A 21,755-nucleotide genomic window follows, 5' to 3' on the forward strand; every position below is an offset into this window, starting at 1 on the left:
CCAGACAACACAGATAAGGAGTGCATCATGGTTAAGGTCGGTATTAACGGTTTCGGCCGTATCGGACGTAATGTTCTTCGCGCGGCGCTGGGCAACCCGGATCTCCAGATTGTGGCCATTAACGATCTGACGGACAGTAGAACCCTCGCCCATCTGCTGAAATATGACTCTCTGCTCGGCACGCTGCCGGTGCCCGTTGAAGCGGCGGACGGCGCGCTACAGGTTGACGGGCAACGCATCACCGTATTCAGTGAACGCGACCCGGCAAACATTGCGTGGAAAGACGCGGGCGTTGAGGTGGTAATCGAAGCCACCGGCTTCTTCACCGAACGTGAAAAAGCAGCGGTGCATATCACGAGCGGCGGCGCAAAACGCGTCATTATTTCCGCCCCGGCTAAAAATGATGATCTGACGGTGGTAATGGGCGTGAACCACACGCTGTACGATCCGGCCCAGCATTTTGTGGTCAGCAACGGGAGTTGCACCACTAATGGTCTGGCGCCAGCGGCGCAGGTGCTGCACCAGCAGTTTGGCATTGAACACGGGCTGATGAACACCACGCATGCCTACACCAACAGCCAGGCGCTGCATGACCAGCCGGAAAAAGATCTGCGCGGCGCGCGCGCGGCAGCATTATCGATTGTGCCTTATTCCAGCGGCGCGGCAAAAGCGCTCGGGAAAGTGATCCCCGAACTTGACGGTAAACTCACCGGATATTCCCTGCGCGTACCGGTTCCGGTGGTGTCGATTGTCGATCTGACGGTGACGCTGAGCCGCAACGTGACCGCCGAAGAGGTGAATGACGCGTTCCGTCAGGCCGCCGTCAGCGGGCCGCTGAAAGGCATCCTGGGCTACAGCGATGAACCGCTGGTCTCCCGTGATTATCAGGGCGACCCGCGCTCATCCATCATCGACGGGCTTTCAACGCTGGTGATCGGCGGGAATATGGTGAAGATCCTGTCGTGGTATGACAACGAATGGGGCTTCTCGAACCGTCTGGTGGATCTGGCGGTGCTTATGGATAAAAAAGGGTTGTAGGGCTTAAGCCGGGTGGCTTGAAGCTTACCCGGCCTTTCTGTGATGTGGTTAAAAATTAAGTAATCCACCCCCGGTGTTGTGAAAGCGCACCCGAATTATCTGGTTATGTGAAAAATGGGATATTCAACACGCGAAGTTAACGATATTCGTCTAAGGTTTTCAGGTAATTGACAACAGCGGTCACGCTGCTCAGTGAAGACAGGAGACGAACCGATGATAAGACCTCGCGCACGACGCCCCGCTTTTTTACCCCTTGCGTTGGCAGGCGCACTACTCGGTGTTACCGCATTTGGTTATGCTGAAGACCAGCCAACGAGCCAGCAAAGCTCACCTGATATTCTTCTTGGCCCCCTCTTTAATGACGTACAGAGCGCCAAACTGTTCCCGGATCAGAAAACCTTCGCGGATGCCGTTCCCAAAAGCGACCCGCTAATGATCCTGGCGGATTACCGGATGCAGCATACCCAGTCCGGTTTTGACCTGCGCCACTTCGTGGAGATGAACTTTATCCTGCCGAAGGAGGGTGAGAAATATGTTCCCCCTGAGGGCCAGAGCCTGCGCGAACACATAGACGATCTGTGGCCTGTTCTGACCCGCACCACCGACAAAGCGAACAAATGGGACTCCCTCCTGCCTCTGCCAAAACCCTATGTCGTGCCGGGAGGACGCTTCCGCGAAGTCTATTACTGGGACAGCTATTTCACCATGCTGGGGCTGGCCGAGAGCGGCCACTGGGATAAGATCGGCGACATGGTGGACAACTTCGCTTACGAGCTTGATACCTGGGGCCATATCCCTAACGGTAACCGCACCTACTACCTGAGCCGCTCTCAGCCGCCGTTCTTCTCGCTGATGGTGGAATTGCTGGCCACGCATGACAGCGACGCGTTAAAGAAATACCGTCCGCAGATGGAAAAAGAGTATGCCTACTGGATGGAGGGGGCTGATGGGCTCCAGCCTGGTCAGGCGAACAAACGCGTGGTGAAGCTGGATGACGGCGCGATCCTCAACCGCTACTGGGACGATCGGGACACGCCGCGCCCTGAGTCGTGGCTGGATGACGTCACCACCGCCAAAAATAACCCTAACCGTCCGGCCACCGAGATCTATCGCGATCTGCGCTCTGCCGCGGCCTCGGGCTGGGATTTCAGCTCCCGCTGGATGGACGATCCTCAGAAGCTGGATACCATCCGCACCACCAGCATCGTGCCGGTGGATCTGAATGCGCTGATGTTTAAGATGGAAAAACTGCTGGCCCGTGCCAGCCAGGAAGACGGGGATACCGCCAGCGCAAGTAAATATGACGCGCTGGCCTCCGCGCGTCAGAAAGCCATAGAGAGCCACCTGTGGAACGATAAAGAGGGCTGGTATGCGGATTACGATCTGAAAACCAGGAAGGTGCGTAATCAGCTGACTGCCGCGGCCCTCTTCCCGCTGTATGTGAAGGCCGCATCACAGGATCGCGCCGATAAAGTGGCCGCAGCCGCATCGTCGCGCCTGCTGAAACCGGGCGGTATTTCTACCACCACCATCAACAGCGGGCAGCAGTGGGATGCGCCGAACGGCTGGGCGCCGTTGCAGTGGGTAGCGGTGGAAGGGTTGCAGAACTATGGTCAGCAGAAAGTGGCGATGGACGTGACCTGGCGTTTCCTGAAAAACGTTCAGCATACCTACGATCGCGAGAAGAAACTGGTTGAGAAGTACGATGTCTCTTCGACCGGTACCGGCGGTGGCGGCGGTGAGTATCCGTTGCAGGACGGTTTCGGCTGGAGTAACGGCGTGACGCTCAGGATGCTGGACATGGTCTGCCCGAAAGAGAAGCCATGCGACACCGTACCGGAGAATCAGCCTGCGGCAAACGATGATGTTGCACCTGCGAAACAGGCGGCGCAGTAGCGCCCCTCACCCTGACCCTCTCCCCAAAGGGGCGAGGGTCAGGTTCCGTGCAATAAAGTGACCCGCTAGCGCCACCGGGCTTTTTTCAGAAGCTGTAACTCGCCCCGACCTGGAAGGTGCGGTCGCGGCCTATCCAGCAGTTGGTCGCGTCATAGCAGGTGAGCGTCTCTTTGTTGGTGACGTTCTGCGCGCTCGCTTTCAGCGTCAGCCCCTCCAGCGATGGCGCCAATTCGCCCATGCGGTAAGATGCCGCCAGATCGTACTGCGTCGTACCGCCCAGCTTGCCTGCGTCGTTGGCTGGCGAGATCTCCATCGGCCCGGTGTAGCGTGCGCCTCCCCCCAGCGTTACCCCTCTCAGCGGCGTGCTGTCGAAGGTGTAATCGCCCCACAGATTAAAGGCGTTCTCAGGGACCTGCGTCGGTCGTTTGCCCTGGTACTTGTCATCTTCGGTATTGATGGCGTGGGTGTAGGCATAGTTGGCAATCAGCGTCAGGTTATCCGTTGGACGACTCATAGCGGAAAGCTCCGCGCCTTTCGATTCCACTTCCCCGGTCTGGCGATAGTTGAGGAAGCCCGGATCGCTGGTCACCACATTTTTCTGACGAATGTTAAACACCGAGGCGGTGAAGGTGGTTGCGTATTCCGCCAGCAGGTATTTCACCCCACCCTCCACCTGCTTGCTGGTGGTGGGCTTAACGTCTTTCGCGGTCAGCGTGCCCTGCGGCGATACTGGGGCAAACCCTTCTGAATAGCTGATAAACGGCGAGAGTCCATTGTCGAAGGCATAAAGCGCGCCCAGTCGTTTGGTGAGGCGATCCTGCGATACCCAGGCTTTGTCACCGTTTTGCAGATAGTTAGTGGTGACGGAACGGTAGTCGTCATAGCGCAGGCTGGCCAGCACGTTCAGCCCGCCAAACGCAATCTGATCCTGGAGGTAATAGCCATTCTGCTGATAGCTGAGTCGGTTTTTCTGCGCGGTTTCAAGCCCCAGCGCATCGTTATCGATCTGCGAGTGATCCGGATGACGCATATCGATACCCGGGGTGGATGAGGCGTAACGATAATGGAAGTGAGAGTTCAGCTTCTGGTAGTCAAAGCCCGCCAGCAGATGATGTTTCCAGTCCCCCAGCGCGACGGTTCGGGTGACCTGGTTATCAATATTGAAGCTCTGCAAATCTTCATCCGTGGTATAGGCGAAGCGGTTAAGCTGGTAGACCTCGCTGCCCGTCCCGGTGGAATAGGCGCTGCGCTGGTGGGTGTCCACGTCAAAGTAGCGCGCTTTCTGGTTAAAGCCCCAGCCACTGTCAAACTCATGCTCAAAGCTGTATCCCAGCATCCACTGGCGCTGCTTAAAGCCGCTCCACTCATCCCCGGCATAGTCACGACGATCGGCGTATTTAGACCGCAGATAGCTTAGCGGCATCGGATCAGACGGCGTCAGGCTCGGCGTATTTTGCGCCAGCGCGTCAATGGTCAGGCGCGTTTTGTCATCAGGCTGCCAGGTCACGGAGGGGGCCACCAGATAGTTTTCATAGCGCGTGGTGTGCGCCTGTTCGTCACTTTCCGTCGCTTTGCCCAGCAGGCGATAGTTCCAGTCGCTGTTCGCGATCTGCCCCGTGGAGTCCAGGTATCCCTCTTTCAGATTGCGGTTTCCGGTATTAAAGCCCAGTTCCGTTTTCGCCTCTTTCTGCGGCTTTTTACTCTGAATATTGACCAGCCCGCCCGGTGAGCCGCCGCCATACAGCACGGATGACGGCCCCTTCAGGATATCGACGCTCTCAATCAGCAGCGGATCGATTCGCGCTTTGGTGTTCCCGGTGACGTTATAGGGAAGTTGCAGGCCGTTGTAGAACTCCTGATCGACGTTGAACCCGCGGATTTTGTACTCGCTCATGTAAGAGGTGCTCCCGCGCACCTCCGTGGAAACGCCCGGCGCATAGCGCAGGATCTCGTTTACCGAACTGGCGTGCCGCTGCTCAATCTCTTTAGCGGCAATGGTGTTGATCACCTGCGGTGTTTTACTTTCCGCGACGGCTGATTTCGTGGCGCTGTTGGTCCAGGCAGGAAGCGCGCTGCCCTGCTCTGTGCCTGTCACCACGATGGTGGATTCTTCTGCGAAAGCCTGTGTTTGCAATGCCAGCGTGACGGCGCCTGCCAACGCGCATAACGCAAAACGTGAAGTGCTCATAGTGTCGTCTTGTTATTAGATGGTATTGGGAACGGCAATTATTATCATTTCCATTAGCAAATCAATATCGGCGGAGAAAAACAGATCGTTTGTATTAAGTTTCATGCCCGCGTGCCGATAACCCAGAGACAGTCTGTCATCTATCGAGGAGCCATCTGGCGTGAGTAGCTACAGTGAGCAGTTCCTGATACAAAATCCGCTGGCTGTATTAGGGGTGTTACGCGACCTGAAAAAAGGCGAGGTGCCGCTGCGCATCAACTGGTCAACCAGCCAGTTTATCAGCAAGATCCTGGACGTGACGGCAGAGCACCTGATCGTCGATCTGGGTAGCCAGAGCGATGAAAACCGTGCCGCGCTACAGGCAGAGAATCTCTCGGTGATGGCCGAAACGCAGGGGGCGAAAGTCGAGTTTGTGCTGCCTCGTCTGACCACGATCGCGTACCAGGGTTTGCCTGCGTTTATCGCTCCCCTGCCCGCTAACCTCTGGTTCGTGCAACGCCGGGAGTTTTTTCGCATCAGCGCTCCGCTTCACCCGGCCTATTTCTGTAAGGCAAAAATGCCGGACAAAAAAGAGATCCGCTTTCGTCTCTTCGACCTGTCGCTGGGCGGCATGGGCGCGTTAATGGATACGCCGAAGCCGGAAGGGCTGGTGGAAGGTATGCGTTTTAGTCAGATCGAGCTGGATATGGGCGGATGGGGACGCTTCTGGTTTGACGCCCAACTGATTGCCATCAGCGAGCGCAAGGTGGTGGACGGCAAAAACGAAACCATTACCACGCCGCGACTGAGCTTTCGCTTTCTGAATGTCGGGCCAGGCGCCGAGCGCGAACTACAGCGCATCATTTTTTCACTGGAGCGTGAAGCGCGGGAACGCGCGAATAAAGTGCGCTGAAAGGCGTCGGGCAGCGTGCTGCCGCCCGACAAAGGCGTTACATAGCGTCCATCGCTTTCTGGACTTTCCAGATATAACGTGGAGCCTGTGCTGACGGATGATTCTTCACAACGTGCTCGAAGAATTCATCTTTATCCATATCGTTAATCTCTTCTATCGCCTCTTTGCGATCGGATGAGAAGGTTCGGAGCAGCGCGCCGGCTCCGTTAACGTACGACACCACCAGTGCATATTGCATCACTTCCGGATCGTCAATCCCCTTCAGAATGCCATGCTCGAGAATGCTCAGGTAAGCGGTTCCCATAGAGATATTACGCTCCGGGTTTTTCAGCTCGCTGGTGGATGGCTGTCCCTTCCAGCCCATGTAGCGATAGACCTCTCTTCCCGCCGTCGAGGCTTTTAACTGCATCAGCCCCACCGCATTCGATTTACTCACCAGCGTCGGGTTGCCGCCGGACTCCACGGCAATGATCGCCGTGATCAGACGCGGGCTCACGCCCCAGGCCTTTCCGGCTTGTTCGCTGATCGGCATCCACTGCATGGCCCGCTTTACCGGCACTTCAGGGTTCCAGGGGGGATTTTGATAATCATGTTTTGAACTACAGCCAGCGAGCAGCACAATCAAAAAAGCAAACCATCTCAATTTCACGTCATCTATCCTTATAGCCGGTCATCGCGGTACGTCGCCCCTTGAAGCAGGCGGCGTATAAGCGGCATGATATAGACAATTAGATTCTCATTCAGCAAGGAATTGCCATGCCTCAGTTTCATCTCATCGCACCGTCAGGCTACTGCATCAATCAGGAGGCGGCACAGCGGGGCGTTCAACGCCTGCTGGAAATGGGCCATCAGGTAGAAAATCAGACAATTATCCCCCGCCGCATGCAGCGTTTTGCCGGTACGGAGGCGCAGAGACTGAGCGATATCAACAGCCTGGCGACGCTGGAAGGTGAAAACACCATTGTGCTGGCCGTGCGCGGCGGCTATGGCGCAAGCCGGCTGCTGGAGAGCATCGACTGGGCCGGGCTGGCCGCGCGCCAGCAGCAGGATCCGCTGTTAATCTGCGGACACAGCGATTTCACGGCGATCCAGCTCGGCCTGCTGGCGTTGCATAACGTCATTACCTTTAGCGGCCCGATGCTGGCCGGTAACTTTGGCGCGCCGGAGCTGGATGCGTTTACGCAGGACCATTTCTGGCGCGCCCTGCAAAACCCGACGTTCACCATCGAGTGGCAAGGCAATGGACCGCACTGGGAATGTGAAGGACAGCTGTGGGGCGGCAACCTCGCGATGCTGGTGTCGCTAATTGGTACGCCGTGGCTGCCGCAGATCACGGATGGCATACTGGTGCTGGAAGATATCAATGAACACCCGTTCCGTGTCGAACGTATGCTGTTGCAGCTGTATCACGCCGGGATCCTGGATCGGCAGTCGGCCATTGTGCTGGGCAGTTTTAGCGGTTCAGCCCCCAACGATTACGATGCAGGCTATTCCCTGGAAACGATGATTGATTTCATTCGTTCCCGCCTGGATATCCCGGTGATCGCCGGCCTGGATTTCGGCCATGAGCAGCAAACCGTTACGCTGCCGCTGGGTGCCCGGGCGCACCTTGTACACGATAATTCAGGCAGTCGGTTAACAATCAGCGGTCATCCGGTCTTAAAGGCATAAAAAAGCCGTTATTCCCCCTCAATAAAACGCTGTTACCGTTGTTAATATGTTAGGGTTTTAATAACAGCGTTCACATTGAGGTGGGAGTAAGACGACATTGGGTGCCACAGCGATAATCAGTCTTTTCATTCTGGGTTCCATCCTGGTAACCTTCAGCATTTTATTAAGTTCATTTTCATCGCGCCTTGGCATACCTATTCTTGTCATTTTCCTGGCTATCGGCATGCTGGCGGGAGTCGACGGAATCGGCGGTATCCCCTTCGATAATTACCCTTTCGCCTATATGGTGAGTAACCTCGCGCTGGCGGTCATCCTGCTGGACGGCGGTATGCGCACCCAGGCAAGTTCGTTCCGCGTGGCCTTAGGCCCGGCGCTGTCTCTGGCGACCGTCGGGGTGCTGATCACCTCTGGCCTGACCGGTATGATGGCGGCCTGGCTGTTTAACCTCGATATTATGGAAGGCCTGCTGATTGGCGCGATTGTCGGCTCGACCGATGCGGCAGCGGTTTTCTCGCTGCTCGGCGGCAAGGGGCTGAACGAACGCGTTGGCTCCACGCTGGAGATTGAATCCGGCAGTAACGATCCGATGGCGGTGTTCCTGACCATCACTCTGATTGAGATGATCCAGCAGCACGAAACCGGCCTGAGCTGGATGTTCGCCTGGCACATCCTCCAGCAGTTTGGCCTGGGGATTATCATTGGTCTCGGCGGCGGTTACCTGTTACAGCAGACGATCAACCGTATTACGCTGCCTTCCGGCCTTTACCCGCTGCTGGCCCTGAGCGGCGGGATTCTGATCTTTGCCGTCACCACCGCGCTGGACGGCAGCGGTATTCTGGCGGTTTACCTTTGCGGTTTCCTGTTGGGCAACCGACCGATTCGCAACCGTCACGCCATTTTGCAGAACTTCGACGGTCTGGCCTGGCTGGCGCAGATTGCCATGTTCCTGGTGCTGGGCCTGCTGGTGACGCCGTCGGACCTGCTGCCTATCGCCGTACCGGCGCTGCTTTTGTCGGCCTGGATGATCTTCTTCGCCCGTCCGCTGTCGGTGTTTGCCGGGCTGCTACCGTTCCGCGGGTTTAACCTGCGTGAGCGGATATTTATCAGTTGGGTGGGTCTGCGCGGCGCGGTGCCGATTATTCTGGCAGTGTTCCCGATGATGGCCGGGCTGGACAACGCCCGCCTGTTCTTTAACGTCGCCTTCTTCGTGGTGCTGGTGTCGCTGCTGTTCCAGGGGACGTCGCTGGGCTGGGCGGCGAAAAAAGCCAAAGTGGTGGTACCGCCCATTGGCTGGCCGGTCTCCCGCGTGGGGCTAGATATTCACCCTGAGAATCCCTGGGAACAGTTTGTCTACCAGCTAAGCTCCGATAAGTGGTGCGTGGGCGCGTCCCTGCGCGATCTGCATATGCCCGCTGAAACGCGCATTGCCGCCCTGTTCCGGGATAACGCCCTGCTTCACCCGACCGGCAGCACGCGGCTGCGTGAGAACGATATTCTCTGCGTGATTGGCCGCGAGCGCGACCTGCCTGCCCTCGGCAAGCTGTTCAGCCAGTCGCCCCCGGTGGCGCTGGATCAGCGTTTCTTCGGCGATTTTATCCTCGAAGCCAGCGCCCGCTTTGCGGATGTGGCGCTGATTTATGGCCTGGAAGGTGGACTGGAGAATCGCGATAACCAGCAAACACTGGGTGAAATTATTCAGCAATTATTAGGGGCTGCGCCGGTCGTCGGTGACCAGGTGGAGTTTGCCGGGATGATCTGGACGGTAGCCGAGAAAGAAGATAATGCGGTGCGCAAAGTCGGCGTAAGGCCGATGGAGGAAGAGGCGGAGTAGCTGCTTTTTTGCCGGGTGGCGATAACGCTTACCCGACCTACTTTCGGGCTTTTGTAGGCCGGGTAAGGCGAAGCCGCCACCCGGCACATACACAAGTTACACCGTCACAACAGGCACTCTGGGTGCCAGCGCGCACATCAGCTCATACCCAACGGTGCCCGCCGCAGCGGCCACATCATCAATTTTAACTTCGGTGCCCCACAGCTCAACCGGTGACCCGATCCCCGCCTGGGGACACGGCGTTAAATCAATGGCCAGCATGTCCATTGAGACGGTGCCTACCGTGCCGGTGCGCACGCCATCGACCCACACCGGCGTGCCGCTCGGGGCGATGCGCGGATAACCATCTGCATAGCCCCCCGCCACGATACCGATACGCTGTTTGCCCGCTGCCCGATAACGGCTGCCATAGCCCACCGTATCGCCCGCTTTTAACGTCTGCACGCCGATAATCTCGCTTCGTAACGTCATCACCGGCTTCAGGCCGCTGTTGGCGATATCCTGCCACTGACCTGAGGGTGACGCGCCGTACAGAACGATCCCCGGACGCACCCAGTTGTAGTGCGCTTCTGGATGCCAGAGCGTTGCCGCTGAGTTCGACAGCGAACGTGGACAGTCCAGCCCTTCTGCCGCCTGCTCAATGCGGACCATGGCATCGGCAATTCCGTCCGGCTTTTCCGCATCGGCGAAATGCGCCATCAGCGTCATCTCACCGACGTTTTTCAGCGCACGAAGCTGCTGCCAGACCGTGTGCACCCGTTCAGGCTGAAAGCCCAGACGGTTCATCCCGCTGTTCACTTTGAGATAGATATCCAGCGGGGCATGCAGCTTCGCGTCCTGAATCGCCTTGATCTGCCAGTTACTATGAACGCTGGTCGTCAGGCGGTACTTATCCAGCAGAGGCAGATCCTGCGCATGGAAGAATCCTTCCAGCAGCAGGATCGGTCCTTTCCAGCCGCGCTCGCGCAGCAGGATGGCCTCTTCCAGATTCAGCAGGGCAAAACCATCGGTGGCGCCGAGCGCACTCCAGATACGGTCGATACCATGACCGTAGGCGTTGGCTTTCACCACCGACCAGACACGAGAACCCGGCGCAGCACGGCGAACAATTTGCAGGTTATCCTTCAGCGCCTGCAAATCCAGCTGGGCCAGAATAGGACGGGACATTGCGACTCCTTAATTATGCGCGCCGTGCAGGTGTTGTGGACGCGATGGGGTAAACCCTGATTGATAGCGTGCGGCGCTCAAATCGTCAAACGGAATTGCCGGCGTCCGCCCGGAGATCAGGTCGCTCAGCAGCTGGCCCGAACCGCAGGCCATGGTCCAGCCAAGCGTACCGTGGCCGGTGTTGGTCCACAGATTTTTGTATGGCGTACGGCCCACAATCGGCGTGCCGTCCGGGGTCATTGGGCGCAGGCCGGTCCAGAACGTCGCCTGCTCAATGAAGCCGCCGCGCGGGAAGAGATCGCCCACGACCATCTCCAGCGTTTCACGACGCGGTTTAAGCAGCTCAGTATTAAAGCCCACGATTTCCGCCATGCCGCCGACGCGGATCCGGTTATCGAAGCGGGTGATGGCGATTTTGTAGGTTTCATCAAGAATGGTCGAGACCGGCGCACCGCTGTCCTCTTTCACAGGAATGGTCAGGGAGTAGCCTTTCAGCGGATAGACCGGGATATCCAGGATCCCTTTCAGCATCGCGGTTGAGTAGGAGCCAAACGCCATCACGTAGGCATCGGCTTTGATTACCTCTTCCCCACACTTCACGCCGTAAATCTTCTCCCCTTCCGACAGCAGTTTGTCGACAGAAGTATTGAAGCGGAATTTCACCCCGGCCTGCTCACACATGCGCGCCAGACGCTGGGTGAAAAGCTGGCAGTCGCCGGTTTCATCGTTCGGTAAACGCAGACCGCCCGTCAGCTTGTGCGCGACCTCGGCAAGCGCTGGCTCCACCTGCGCCAGCTGGCTGGCTTCCAGCAGCTGATACGGTACGCCCGCATCTTCAAGCACGGCGATATCGCGGGTCGCGTTTTCGTACTGTTGCGCGGTACGGAACAGCTGAAGCGTGCCGCCCTGGCGTCCTTCATATTCAATGCCCGTTGAGGCACGCAGCGCCTTCAGGCAGTCGCGGCTGTATTCCGCCAGACGCACCATGCGCCCTTTGTTTTCCATATAGTGGCGGGTGTCGCAGTTGCGCAGCATCTGCCACATCCACTTAAGCTGGAACTGCGTGCCGTCGAGGCTGATCGCCAGCGGCGCATGTCGCTGAAACATCCATTTGATCGCCTTCAGCGGAACGCCCGGGGCCGCCCACGGCGCAGCGTAGCCCGGGGAGATTTGCCCCGCATTCGCCGCACTGGTTTCCAGCGCCGGACCGGATTCGCGATCGATAACGGTAACCTCATGTCCCGCCTGACTTAAATACCAGGCGCTGGTTACGCCAACGACACCACTTCCCAGTATGACAACACGCATAGCCACTCCATTATGAGCAAAAGAACAATCATCTAATTACAGATTGATAACCTAGTTGAAAATATTATTCAACATATGACTTTTTTATGGTGACTCAACTCACATATCCCGCTGTATCAGGGGATAGCGCTTATTTGGGATCTCCTGCTGCGCGTTATTTTTAACCAGTAGAAAATTCTGTGAGCACCGCTTTTTTTGCCGTATCGAAAACGTGAAATCGCAAAGAAAAAATTTCTGCGCCCCGCGTATTTGAATGGGGTGATCTATGCTTGAAAGGAGGCTCTCCAGTCAGAGAGAGCGACCAACAACGAGGGCGCGCTAATGGCTACACTAGATTCCATGTCCAGGGACAGCACCCGTCTGAGCGATGGACCCGACTGGACCTTCGAGTTGCTGGATGTCTACCTGGCGGAGATCGACCGGGTGGCCAAACTCTATCGTCTGGATACCTACCCCCATCAGATTGAAGTCATCACCTCGGAACAGATGATGGACGCTTACTCCAGCGTCGGGATGCCGATTAACTATCCGCACTGGTCGTTTGGTAAAAAATTCATTGAGACAGAGCGGCTGTATAAGCACGGGCAGCAGGGATTGGCGTATGAAATCGTCATTAACTCTAACCCATGTATTGCCTATCTGATGGAGGAGAACACCATTACCATGCAGGCGCTGGTGATGGCGCACGCCTGCTATGGACATAACTCGTTCTTCAAAAATAACTATCTGTTCCGCAGCTGGACGGACGCCAGCTCAATCGTTGATTACCTCATCTTCGCCCGTAACTACATTACCGACTGCGAAGAGCGCTACGGCGTGGACGAGGTTGAGAAACTGCTGGACTCCTGCCACGCGCTGATGAACTACGGCGTTGACCGCTATAAGCGTCCGCAGAAGATCTCCTTGCAGGAGGAGAAAGCCCGGCAGAAAAGCCGCGAGGAGTATCTGCAAAGCCAGGTGAATATGCTGTGGCGCACCCTGCCAAAACGTGAAGAGGAGAAAACCGTCGCCGAGGCGCGTCGCTACCCTTCCGAGCCGCAGGAAAACCTGCTCTACTTTATGGAGAAAAACGCCCCACTGCTGGAGCCCTGGCAGCGTGAGATCCTGCGCATCGTGCGCAAGGTGAGCCAGTATTTCTATCCGCAGAAGCAAACCCAGGTGATGAACGAAGGCTGGGCGACCTTCTGGCACTACACCATTCTGAACCACCTGTACGACGAAGGGAAAGTTACCGAGCGGTTTATGATGGAGTTTCTGCACAGCCACACCAACGTGGTGTTCCAGCCGGCATATAACAGCCCGTGGTACAGCGGCATTAACCCGTACGCGCTCGGCTTTGCCATGTTCCAGGATATCAAGCGTATTTGTCAGTCGCCCACCGAAGAGGACAAATACTGGTTCCCGGATATTGCCGGTTCCGACTGGCTGGAAACGCTGCACTTCGCGATGCGTGATTTTAAGGATGAGAGCTTTATCAGCCAGTTCATGTCGCCGAAGATCATGCGTGATTTCCGCTTCTTCACCGTACTGGATGATGACCGCAACAACTTCCTGGAGATCTCCGCGATCCACAACGAAGAGGGCTATCGCGAGATCCGCTCGCGCCTGTCGTCCCAGTACAACCTGAGTAATCTTGAACCGAACATTCAGGTGTGGAACGTGGATCTGCGCGGCGATCGCTCTCTGACGTTGCGCTATATTCCGCACAACCGCGCACCGCTGGATAAGGGGCGTAAGGAAGTGCTGAAGCATGTGCATCGCCTGTGGGGATTTGACGTCTTGCTGGAGCAGCAGAACGAAGATGGCAGCGTGGAGCTGCTGGAGCGGTGTCCGGCGCGGTTGAATACGCTGTAGTGGGATTTTTTGCCCGGTTGCGCTACGCTTACCGGGCCTACGGGACCTGTAGGCCCGGTCAGGCGAAGCCGCCACCCGGCGAAAAAAAACCTCTCAATCGAGAGGTTTTTTCTTTTACCGGCCCTGAATCGCTAAATCACCCGGCAGCGTTTTCTGCATCCGGTGCCAGATTTCACCGGAGTCGTGGCCGTAACGACGCACGGTTTCATAGACCTGATCGTGCAGCCCTTCGGTGCAGAGTTTGCTCAGTTTATGATAGAAGCCGAGCGCCAGACTGCGGGCTTCAGGGTTAGCAAAGTAGTGACGACCAATGCGCGTATATAACCCTTTCATTCCATTCAGGATCAGACCGTAAACCGGATTGCCGGAAGCAAACGCCAGACCACGGAACACGTTGTAATCCAGGGTCGCAAAGGCATCCGCGTGGTCTTCCACCTCATTGGCGGTAGCAAGTACCTTCAGCGCATCTTCAGGGTGCTGGCGAAACGCGGTGCGGATGAAAATGGTGGCGATGTTGGTGCGCACGGAAAGCAGATTATCAATCAGCTGCGGTACGCTTTCGTGATCGAGACGCGCCAGCGTTTCCAGAATGTTCAGCCCGGACGTTTCCCAGAAGTTATTCACTTTAGTGGGTTTGCCATGCTGTATCGTCAACCAGCCATCGCGCGCCAGACGCTGGAGCACTTCTCGCAGCGTGGTACGGGTGACGCCAATCAGTTCAGAGAGTTCGCGTTCAGCAGGTAGAATTGATCCCGCAGGGAAACGATTATTCCAGATGCTTTCAATGATGTACTCTTCCGCGAAACCCGCCGGGCTCTGCGCCTTAATGACCATAGTGAGATTTCCATTACACAGCTTTAGCAAATTACACTCATCATACCAGAGGCGTGCAGAGGCAGATAGCGCAGCAGAGACAGAAAAGAGGGATCGCCGTTTCATTTTTATGAAATTTACAAATGGCTTAATCCCCCGCTCTGCCGCCATTTTTGCGTATACTGATGTCTTGTCTTATTTGACGGGGAAAGGACGTCTGTCGTGGAAATTTCATTTGGGCGCGCGCTGTGGCGCAACTTTTTAGGTCAGTCACCTGACTGGTACAAACTCACTTTACTGGTATTCCTGGTCGTTAATCCCGTTATCTTTTTGCTGGATCCCTTCGTTGCCGGGTGGATGTTGGTCGCCGAGTTTATCTTTACCCTGGCGATGGCGCTGAAGTGCTATCCGCTGTTGCCCGGCGGGCTGCTGGCGCTGGAAGCCGTGGTCATTGGAATGACCAGCGCGGAGCATGTTAAAAACGAGATAGCGTCGAATCTTGAAGTCCTGCTGCTGCTGATCTTCATGGTGGCGGGGATCTACTTTATGAAGCAGCTTCTGCTGTTTATCTTCACCCGTTTGCTGCTGAGCATTCCGTCGAAAACGCTGCTCTCGCTGGCGTTTTGCCTCGCCGCAGCCTTCCTCTCTGCCTTCCTGGATGCGCTGACGGTCGTGGCGGTAGTGATCAGCGTCGCCGTCGGCTTTTACGGGATTTACCACCGGGTGGCCTCGTCTCGTCCTGGCGATAACTTGCAGGACGACAGCCACGTTGAGGCGCACAACCGCGATGTGCTGGAACAGTTCCGCGCATTTCTGCGCAGCCTGATGATGCATGCAGGCGTGGGGACGGCGCTGGGCGGCGTGATGACCATGGTCGGGGAGCCGCAAAACCTGATTATCGCCAAAGCAGCTGAGTGGCATTTTGGCGAATTTTTCCTGCGCATGGCGCCGGTCAGCGTACCCGTGCTGGTCTGCGGGTTAGCCACCTGTGTGCTGGTCGAAAAATTCAACCTCTTTGGGTATGGCGCGACGTTGCCCGATCAGGTCCGCCAGGAGCTGCATAAGTTTGACGAGCAGAGCCGCAAACAACGCACGCGCCAGGAGACGCTGCGCCTGATTGCACAGGGCTTAATCGGCGTGTGGCTTATCGCTGCGCTGGCCTTCCACCTTGCCGAGGTGGGGCTGATTGGCCTGTCGGTAATTATCCTTGCAACCAGCCTGGGCGGCGTTACGGACGAACATGCTATCGGAAAAGCCTTTACCGAAGCGCTGCCGTTTACCGCCCTGCTGGCGGTGTTTTTTGCCGTCGTGGCGGTGATTATTGACCAACATCTGTTCGCGCCGATCATCGCGTTTGTGCTTCAGGCCACGCCAGATTCGCAGCTAACGCTGTTCTATTTGTTTAACGGTCTGTTGTCCTCTATATCCGATAACGTCTTTGTCGGGACGGTATACATCAATGAGGCCAAAGCCGCGATGGAGCAAGGGATTGTCAGCAGTGAACAGTTCGAGCTGCTGGCGGTGGCGATCAACACCGGAACCAACCTCCCCTCCGTGGCAACCCCGAACGGTCAGGCGGCATTCCTCTTCCTGCTGACCTCGGCGCTGGCGCCACTCATACGACTTTCTTATGGAAGAATGGTCTGGATGGCGCTGCCGTATACGCTGGTGCTTACCCTGGTTGGTTTACTGTGCATCAAAATTACTCTCGTTCCCTGTACGCAATGGTTATTGCAAGCAGGTATACTTGCGGCGCATTAAAATTCGTTTACACTGCGCTGTCTAAGCATGTTCCAGGGAAATGATTATGTTGCGATTTTTGAACCAGTGCTCACGCGGTCGCGGAGCGTGGTTGTTGATGGCCCTGACCGCCTTTGCGCTGGAAATGGTCGCGCTGTGGTTTCAGCATGTGATGGGGCTGAAACCTTGCGTACTGTGTATTTATGAGCGTTGTGCGCTGTTCGGCATTATGGGCGCGGGTCTGGTAGCTGCGATTGCACCCAAATCACCGTTACGCTATGCGGCAATTGCCATCTGGCTGTACAGCGCCGGGAAAGGCATTGCGCTTGCCTGGGAGCACACCCAAATGCAGCTTCACCCGTCGCCGTTTATGACCTGCGATTTTGCCGCCCGCTTCCCGAGCTGGCTGCCGCTGGATAAATGGCTGCCGCAGGTGTTTGTGGCCTCCGGTGACTGCTCTGTACGCCAGTGGGAATTCCTGACGCTGGAGATGCCGCAGTGGCTGGTGGGCATTTTTGTCGCCTACTTTGTGGTGGCGCTGCTGGTGCTGATTGCCCAGCCGTTCAAACCAAAGAAACGCGATCTTTTTGGAAGGTAAAAGCAGAACGGCAACGTCAGTTTTGCAGGTCGGGTAAGCGCAGCGCCACTCGACACAATTGTGAACAATAAAAAACCCGCCTCGGCGGGTTTTTTATTGTCACCGATTAGGGTGATTCATAATGTGGTCTTCCCAGTCCCGCACCTCGGACTCTTTCACCGCTATGTGGCGCACGGAAATACGTTCACCGTGCATCGCCGCTTTCGACCCCGTCAACAGCGGATGCCATGTGGGCAGATCTTTCCCTTCCGCCAGCAGGCGATACGCGCAGGTATGCGGCAGCCACTCAAAGGTCGGTAAATTTTCACGGGTTAACTTGATGCAGTCCGGCTCATATTCGAAACGGCGCTCATAGTTGCGGCACTGGCAGGTTTTGATGTTTAACTGCTTGCAGGCTACGTTGGTGAAATAGATCTCGTCCGAATCTTCATCCATCAGCTTATGCAGGCAGCACTGCCCGCAGCCGTCACACAACGATTCCCACTCCGCGTCGGTCATGTCGTCGAGAGTTTTGCTTTGCCAGAAAGGAATGTCGTTCATCGGGATGTCCACACGTCAAAATAGAGCGCACCTTATAACGAGTCTGGCACGTTGATGCAAGTTTTGCCGCCCTTTTCAGGCGGCAAGGTGCTTTTACAGCACGCGGGTTTTCAGCGACAGGCCGTTAAAACTGACATCCAGTTCGTCGCCGCTAAGCAGCGGCCCCACACCTTCCGGAGTGCCGGTGAGGATCACGTCGCCAGGTTTCAGGGTGAAGAAGCGGCTCATGTAGGCAATCAGCGGAACGATCTTATGGATCATGTCAGCGGTCGTTCCCTGCTGGCGGATCTCGCCGTTGACCTTCAGGCTGAGCGGCGTGTTCTGCGGATCGTCGGTAAATTCACTCACCGGAATGAAACCGGAAATCGGGCATGAATTATCAAAACCCTTCGCTTTTTCCCACGGCTGCCCCGCTTTCTTCATTTTGCCCTGAACATCACGCAGCGTCAGGTCAAGCGCGACACCGTAACCCGCAATCGCTTTCTCTACATGCTCTTCGGTCGCCTGGCGCAGCGTCGCGCCGATCAGCACCGCCAGCTCCACTTCATGATGCACCGAGCCCAGTCCCTGCGGCAGAACCAGCGGCTGGCGAATATCGCACAGTGCGGTTTCTGGCTTAATAAACAGAACCGGCTCTTCCGGCACGGCGCTGCCCATCTCCTGAATATGTTTTGCATAGTTGCTGCCCACGCAGACCACTTTGCTGACGGGATAATCCAGTAATGCACCTTGCCAGTTATGATGTTGATACATGGTCGACCCCTAATCGGTTGATGAGTTGTTCCCGGAAGGACCCGGGCTTATTTCTTTCCGCTCACCTCAAGATGCTGTTTTAATAAATTCTCCGGTGGCGGCGGAAGCTGTAAATAATAGCCCTGCTCGGTTAACGCCTTTTTGACTTTCTCCAGATCGGCGTTCACCAGCTTCTTACGGCCGTCCAGCGGCAGCAGCATCGCCAGCTGCGGTCGGCCAAAGCTTTTCATTAATTCTTCAGGCACGCGGGAAAAATCGTCTTTCTTTTCGACATAAAGGTAGGTCTGGTCGCGGCTGGTACTTCTGTAGATCACACAAAACATGTTTTTACTCTGAATTAACGGGTGGTTGCTTGCCTCAATATACTCCTGACTATAACATGCCTGATACTCTTCGGAATATCGCGGCGATGTGTTGCGGTTAATAGCAAATTGAGTAAGGCCAGGATGTCAAATACGCCCATCGAGCTTAAAGGCAGTAGCTTCACCTTATCAGTGGTTCATTTGCATGATGCAAAACCCGAGGTTATTCGTCAGGCGTTAGAAGACAAAATCGCGCAGGCTCCCGCTTTTCTTAAGCATGCTCCTGTCGTCGTCAATGTAAGCGACCTTGAGGGGCCGGTTAACTGGAAGCGGCTCCAGCAGGCCGTCGCCTCCACGGGGTTGCGCATCGTGGGCATTAGCGGCTGCAAAGACGCAGAGTTAAAAGCCGAAATTGAACGCGCGGGTTTGCCCTTGTTAAACGAGGGCAAAGAAAAAGCCCCACGTGCAACGCCTGCAACCGTTCCCGCTCCCCCGCCTCCGGCGCAAAATGTAGCCCCAGTCACAAAAACGCGATTGATTGATCTGCCGGTTCGTTCCGGTCAGCGCATTTATGCGCCAAACTGTGATCTGATTGTTACAAGCCACGTCAGTGCGGGCGCTGAACTGATTGCAGATGGCAATATTCACGTTTACGGTATGATGCGTGGACGTGCGCTTGCGGGCGCCAGCGGCGATCGAGAAGCACAAATTTTTTGTACTCACCTGACGGCAGAACTGGTGTCTATCGCAGGTGAATATTGGCTGAGCGATAAAATCCCAGCCGAATTTTATGGCAAAGCGGCCCGTCTGCAACTGGCAGATAACGCTTTGACCGTTCAACCGTTAAATTGATCCCTTTTAACAAGGAATTTCTATGGCACGCATTATTGTTGTGACTTCGGGTAAAGGAGGCGTTGGCAAGACCACCTCCAGCGCGGCCATCGCTACTGGTTTGGCCCAGAAGGGAAAGAAAACCGTCGTAATCGACTTCGATATCGGTCTGCGTAACCTGGACCTGATCATGGGTTGCGAGCGTCGCGTGGTGTATGACTTCGTGAACGTCATTCAGGGCGATGCCACCCTTAACCAGGCGCTGATTAAAGATAAGCGTACCGAGAACCTCTACATTCTTCCGGCGTCCCAGACCCGTGATAAAGACGCCCTGACCCGCGAAGGCGTGGAAAAGGTGCTCGACGATCTGAAAAAGATGGAGTTCGACTTCGTGGTCTGCGACTCCCCGGCCGGTATCGAAACCGGCGCGCTGATGGCGCTCTACTTCGCGGATGAAGCCATCATCACCACCAACCCGGAGGTCTCGTCAGTACGTGATTCCGATCGTATTCTCGGCATTCTGGCCTCGAAATCCCGTCGCGCGGAAAATGGCCAGGAGCCAATCAAAGAGCACCTGCTGCTGACCCGCTACAACCCGGGCCGGGTGAACAAAGGTGACATGCTGAGCATGGAAGACGTGCTGGAGATCCTGCGCATCAAACTGGTTGGCGTGATCCCGGAAGATCAGTCCGTGTTGCGCGCCTCTAACCAGGGCGAGCCCGTGATCCTGGATACACAGGCAGACGCGGGTAAAGCGTATGCGGATACCGTTGACCGTCTGCTGGGAGAAGAACGTCCTTTCCGCTTCATTGAAGAAGAGAAGAAAGGTTTCCTCAAACGCCTGTTCGGAGGATAAGTTATGGCATTACTGGACTTTTTTCTCTCGCGGAAAAAAAGCACCGCCAACATCGCAAAAGAACGTCTGCAAATCATTGTGGCGGAACGTCGTCGTAGCGACGCCGAACCGCACTACCTGCCGCAGCTGCGCAAAGACATTCTGGAAGTGATCTGCAAATACGTGCAGATTGACCCGGAAATGGTCACCGTTCAGCTGGAGCAAAAAGACGGGGATATTTCGATTCTGGAGCTGAACGTCACGCTTCCGGAAGCGGAAGAGTCGCGTTAATCCGGTTGTGGTTTTGTAGGCCGGGCAAGCAACGCGCCACCCGGCAATTTCCCCGGTGGCGCTGCGCTTACCGGGGCTACAATTCTTTAGCGCGGATACCCTTCCAGCAGGGTATTCAGGCGTTCGGCCATCAGTTCCCCCCGCCATCCGGCGACCAGCTCCGGTAAACCATTTTGCGGTTTCAACTTCCAGTGCCAGTTCAGCAGCTGGTTAATCTGACGACGTGAAGCCAGCAGTTCGGCACTCAGTTTGCTTTCCCCCGCCACCGTCTGCACCAGCGCTTTGATATCTTTGAATGCCTTGCGGTAGCCCGGCATATCCATCAGGTTAAGCAGTGGTTCTGGCAGTGCGTCCTCCGGCAGCTGCTGAGCTTTCTCTACCAGCGCGAGCAGCGTTTTACCGTGGAAACGGATCTCACTCCCGGAAAGGCCAATGCTGTCCAGTTCGCCAAGGCTACCCGGCATATAGCGCGCCACCGCCCACAGGTGTTCTTCACGCACCACGAAGTTAACCGCCAGATCGCGCTCACGTGCTTTACGCAGACGCCAGTCAGCCAGCAGTTGCAGACAGGCCAGCTGGCGGGTGCGCAGCTGCCAGGCGTTGGTGATGTCACGCCAGGCCTCTTTCGGATCAACCACTTCCTGACGACGCTGCTGCGTCATGCGGCACTCGTCCAGTGCGGCAGACAGCCAACCGGACGCCTCAGCCTCTTTCATAAGCTGGCCGGCAATTGGAAGAAGGTAAAAGACGTCTGCCGCGGCGTATTCAAGCTGACGCGCCGTTAGGGGACGCGCGAGCCAGTCGGTACGCGATTCGCTCTTATCCAGCGTCAGACCGGTGTACTCTTCCACCATCGCGGCGAAGCCCCAGGAGAGCGGACGACCGCTGAACGCCGCGAGGATCTGGGTATCAATCAGCGGCTGCGGCATGATGCCAAAAGTGTTGAGAAAGACTTCCAGATCTTCACTGCCCGCGTGCAGATATTTGGTCACGGCGGTATCCAGCAACAGCTCGCGCATTGGCGCCCAGTCGGTAATGCCGAGGGGGTCAATCAATGACACGTGTTTGCCGTCATACATCTGAATCAGACCCAGCTGCGGATAGTACGTTCGGGTGCGGACAAATTCCGTATCCAGGGCGATAGCAGGAAATTCACGCGTCACCTCGCACAGCGAAGCCAGCTCGTCGTTGGTAGTGATCATCTGGT

Annotated in this window: 19 protein-coding genes and 2 pseudogenes; 11 read left to right on the forward strand and 10 right to left on the reverse strand. The window is 56.3% G+C overall.

Annotated elements, in window-relative coordinates; genetic code table 11:
• Positions 1–27 precede the first annotated feature (27 nt).
• Both gap and ACOTXL_RS02965 read left to right on the forward strand, forming a co-directional pair.
• Positions 28–1,038, forward strand: a complete 1,011-nt coding sequence (gene gap, locus ACOTXL_RS02960; protein WP_023314315.1) for a type I glyceraldehyde-3-phosphate dehydrogenase — start codon at positions 28–30, stop codon at positions 1,036–1,038.
• Between the two features lie 213 nt (positions 1,039–1,251).
• Positions 1,252–2,934, forward strand: a complete 1,683-nt coding sequence (locus ACOTXL_RS02965) for an alpha,alpha-trehalase (RefSeq protein WP_045332135.1) — start codon at positions 1,252–1,254, stop codon at positions 2,932–2,934.
• A gap of 85 nt (positions 2,935–3,019) precedes the next feature.
• On the opposite strand, the gene ACOTXL_RS02970 is transcribed toward ACOTXL_RS02965, so the two are convergent.
• Positions 3,020–5,122 carry a TonB-dependent siderophore receptor gene (locus ACOTXL_RS02970; RefSeq protein WP_023324852.1) on the reverse strand — a complete coding sequence of 701 codons (2,103 nt, stop codon included), beginning with the start codon at positions 5,120–5,122 and terminating at the stop codon, positions 3,020–3,022.
• A 160-nt stretch (positions 5,123–5,282) separates the two neighbouring features.
• Between ACOTXL_RS02970 and ycgR the strand changes: the two genes are divergently transcribed.
• Complete coding sequence (gene ycgR / locus ACOTXL_RS02975) at positions 5,283–6,014, forward strand: flagellar brake protein YcgR (RefSeq protein WP_045350787.1); 732 nt, start codon at positions 5,283–5,285, stop codon at positions 6,012–6,014.
• A 37-nt stretch (positions 6,015–6,051) separates the two neighbouring features.
• Here the strand turns inward: ycgR and emtA are convergent, their stop codons facing one another.
• Positions 6,052–6,663, reverse strand: coding sequence for a membrane-bound lytic murein transglycosylase EmtA (emtA, locus tag ACOTXL_RS02980; protein WP_017384310.1), 612 nt, complete (start codon positions 6,661–6,663; stop codon positions 6,052–6,054).
• Between the two features lie 107 nt (positions 6,664–6,770).
• On the opposite strand from emtA, the gene ldcA reads away from it, so the two are divergent.
• On the forward strand, positions 6,771–7,685 hold the full coding sequence (gene ldcA / locus ACOTXL_RS02985) for a muramoyltetrapeptide carboxypeptidase (RefSeq protein ID WP_023324854.1): 915 nt from the start codon (positions 6,771–6,773) through the stop codon (positions 7,683–7,685).
• Between the two features lie 97 nt (positions 7,686–7,782).
• A pseudogene (locus ACOTXL_RS02990) lies at positions 7,783–9,450 on the forward strand (potassium/proton antiporter); the annotation flags it as partial.
• Here the strand turns inward: ACOTXL_RS02990 and ACOTXL_RS02995 are convergent.
• The 3 genes and pseudogenes from ACOTXL_RS02995 to ACOTXL_RS03005 form a co-directional block, all read right to left on the reverse strand.
• A pseudogene (locus tag ACOTXL_RS02995) lies at positions 9,403–9,507 on the reverse strand (hypothetical protein); the annotation flags it as partial. The pseudogenes ACOTXL_RS02990 and ACOTXL_RS02995 overlap by 48 nt on opposite strands.
• A gap of 105 nt (positions 9,508–9,612) precedes the next feature.
• Complete coding sequence (gene dadX / locus ACOTXL_RS03000; RefSeq protein ID WP_045350788.1) at positions 9,613–10,683, reverse strand: catabolic alanine racemase DadX; 1,071 nt, start codon at positions 10,681–10,683, stop codon at positions 9,613–9,615.
• Positions 10,684–10,692: 9 nt separating this feature from the next.
• Positions 10,693–11,991, reverse strand: a complete 1,299-nt coding sequence (locus ACOTXL_RS03005; RefSeq protein ID WP_015570317.1) for a D-amino acid dehydrogenase — start codon at positions 11,989–11,991, stop codon at positions 10,693–10,695.
• 321 nt (positions 11,992–12,312) lie between these two features.
• On the opposite strand from ACOTXL_RS03005, the gene ACOTXL_RS03010 reads away from it, so the two are divergent.
• Positions 12,313–13,845 carry a SpoVR family protein gene (locus ACOTXL_RS03010; RefSeq protein ID WP_045350789.1) on the forward strand — a complete coding sequence of 511 codons (1,533 nt, stop codon included), beginning with the start codon at positions 12,313–12,315 and terminating at the stop codon, positions 13,843–13,845.
• A gap of 114 nt (positions 13,846–13,959) precedes the next feature.
• On the opposite strand, the gene fadR is transcribed toward ACOTXL_RS03010, so the two are convergent.
• Positions 13,960–14,679, reverse strand: a complete 720-nt coding sequence (fadR, locus tag ACOTXL_RS03015) for a fatty acid metabolism transcriptional regulator FadR (RefSeq protein WP_003859951.1) — start codon at positions 14,677–14,679, stop codon at positions 13,960–13,962.
• Positions 14,680–14,880: 201 nt separating this feature from the next.
• On the opposite strand from fadR, the gene nhaB reads away from it, so the two are divergent.
• Together nhaB and dsbB are read left to right on the forward strand one after the other, a co-directional pair.
• Complete coding sequence (gene nhaB, locus ACOTXL_RS03020; protein ID WP_045350790.1) at positions 14,881–16,419, forward strand: Na(+)/H(+) antiporter NhaB; 1,539 nt, start codon at positions 14,881–14,883, stop codon at positions 16,417–16,419.
• A gap of 46 nt (positions 16,420–16,465) precedes the next feature.
• The gene (gene dsbB, locus ACOTXL_RS03025) at positions 16,466–16,996 is read left to right on the forward strand and encodes a disulfide bond formation protein DsbB (protein ID WP_045347069.1); all 531 of its coding nucleotides are present in this window, start codon (positions 16,466–16,468) and stop codon (positions 16,994–16,996) included.
• Positions 16,997–17,095: 99 nt separating this feature from the next.
• Here dsbB and ACOTXL_RS03030 read toward each other — a convergent pair whose 3' ends face one another.
• From ACOTXL_RS03030 to ACOTXL_RS03040, 3 genes are all read right to left on the reverse strand, one after another.
• Complete coding sequence (locus ACOTXL_RS03030; protein ID WP_015570314.1) at positions 17,096–17,536, reverse strand: YcgN family cysteine cluster protein; 441 nt, start codon at positions 17,534–17,536, stop codon at positions 17,096–17,098.
• Between the two features lie 93 nt (positions 17,537–17,629).
• Positions 17,630–18,289 (reverse strand): fumarylacetoacetate hydrolase family protein, encoded by a 660-nt coding sequence (locus tag ACOTXL_RS03035; RefSeq protein WP_003859945.1) that lies wholly within the window; start codon positions 18,287–18,289, stop codon positions 17,630–17,632.
• 47 nt (positions 18,290–18,336) lie between these two features.
• Positions 18,337–18,612, reverse strand: a complete 276-nt coding sequence (locus ACOTXL_RS03040) for a YcgL domain-containing protein (protein WP_006810982.1) — start codon at positions 18,610–18,612, stop codon at positions 18,337–18,339.
• Between the two features lie 123 nt (positions 18,613–18,735).
• Here ACOTXL_RS03040 and minC point away from each other — a divergent pair, with 123 nt between their 5' ends.
• From minC to minE, 3 genes are read left to right on the forward strand one after another with little or no spacing between them, the layout of a single operon-like run.
• Positions 18,736–19,443, forward strand: a complete 708-nt coding sequence (gene minC / locus ACOTXL_RS03045) for a septum site-determining protein MinC (protein WP_017384318.1) — start codon at positions 18,736–18,738, stop codon at positions 19,441–19,443.
• Positions 19,444–19,465: 22 nt separating this feature from the next.
• On the forward strand, positions 19,466–20,278 hold the full coding sequence (gene minD, locus ACOTXL_RS03050) for a septum site-determining protein MinD (protein WP_003859938.1): 813 nt from the start codon (positions 19,466–19,468) through the stop codon (positions 20,276–20,278).
• Between the two features lie 3 nt (positions 20,279–20,281).
• Positions 20,282–20,548: a cell division topological specificity factor MinE gene (gene minE, locus ACOTXL_RS03055; RefSeq protein WP_003859937.1), complete on the forward strand. Its 267-nt coding sequence runs from the start codon at positions 20,282–20,284 to the stop codon at positions 20,546–20,548.
• An 86-nt stretch (positions 20,549–20,634) separates the two neighbouring features.
• On the opposite strand, the gene rnd is transcribed toward minE, so the two are convergent.
• Positions 20,635–21,750 (reverse strand): ribonuclease D, encoded by a 1,116-nt coding sequence (gene rnd, locus ACOTXL_RS03060; protein ID WP_122959317.1) that lies wholly within the window; start codon positions 21,748–21,750, stop codon positions 20,635–20,637.
• Positions 21,751–21,755 lie beyond the last annotated feature (5 nt).

Source organism: Enterobacter cloacae complex sp. IR5402 (assembly GCF_049238125.1).
Taxonomy (GTDB): Bacteria; Pseudomonadota; Gammaproteobacteria; order Enterobacterales; family Enterobacteriaceae; genus Enterobacter; species Enterobacter hormaechei_C.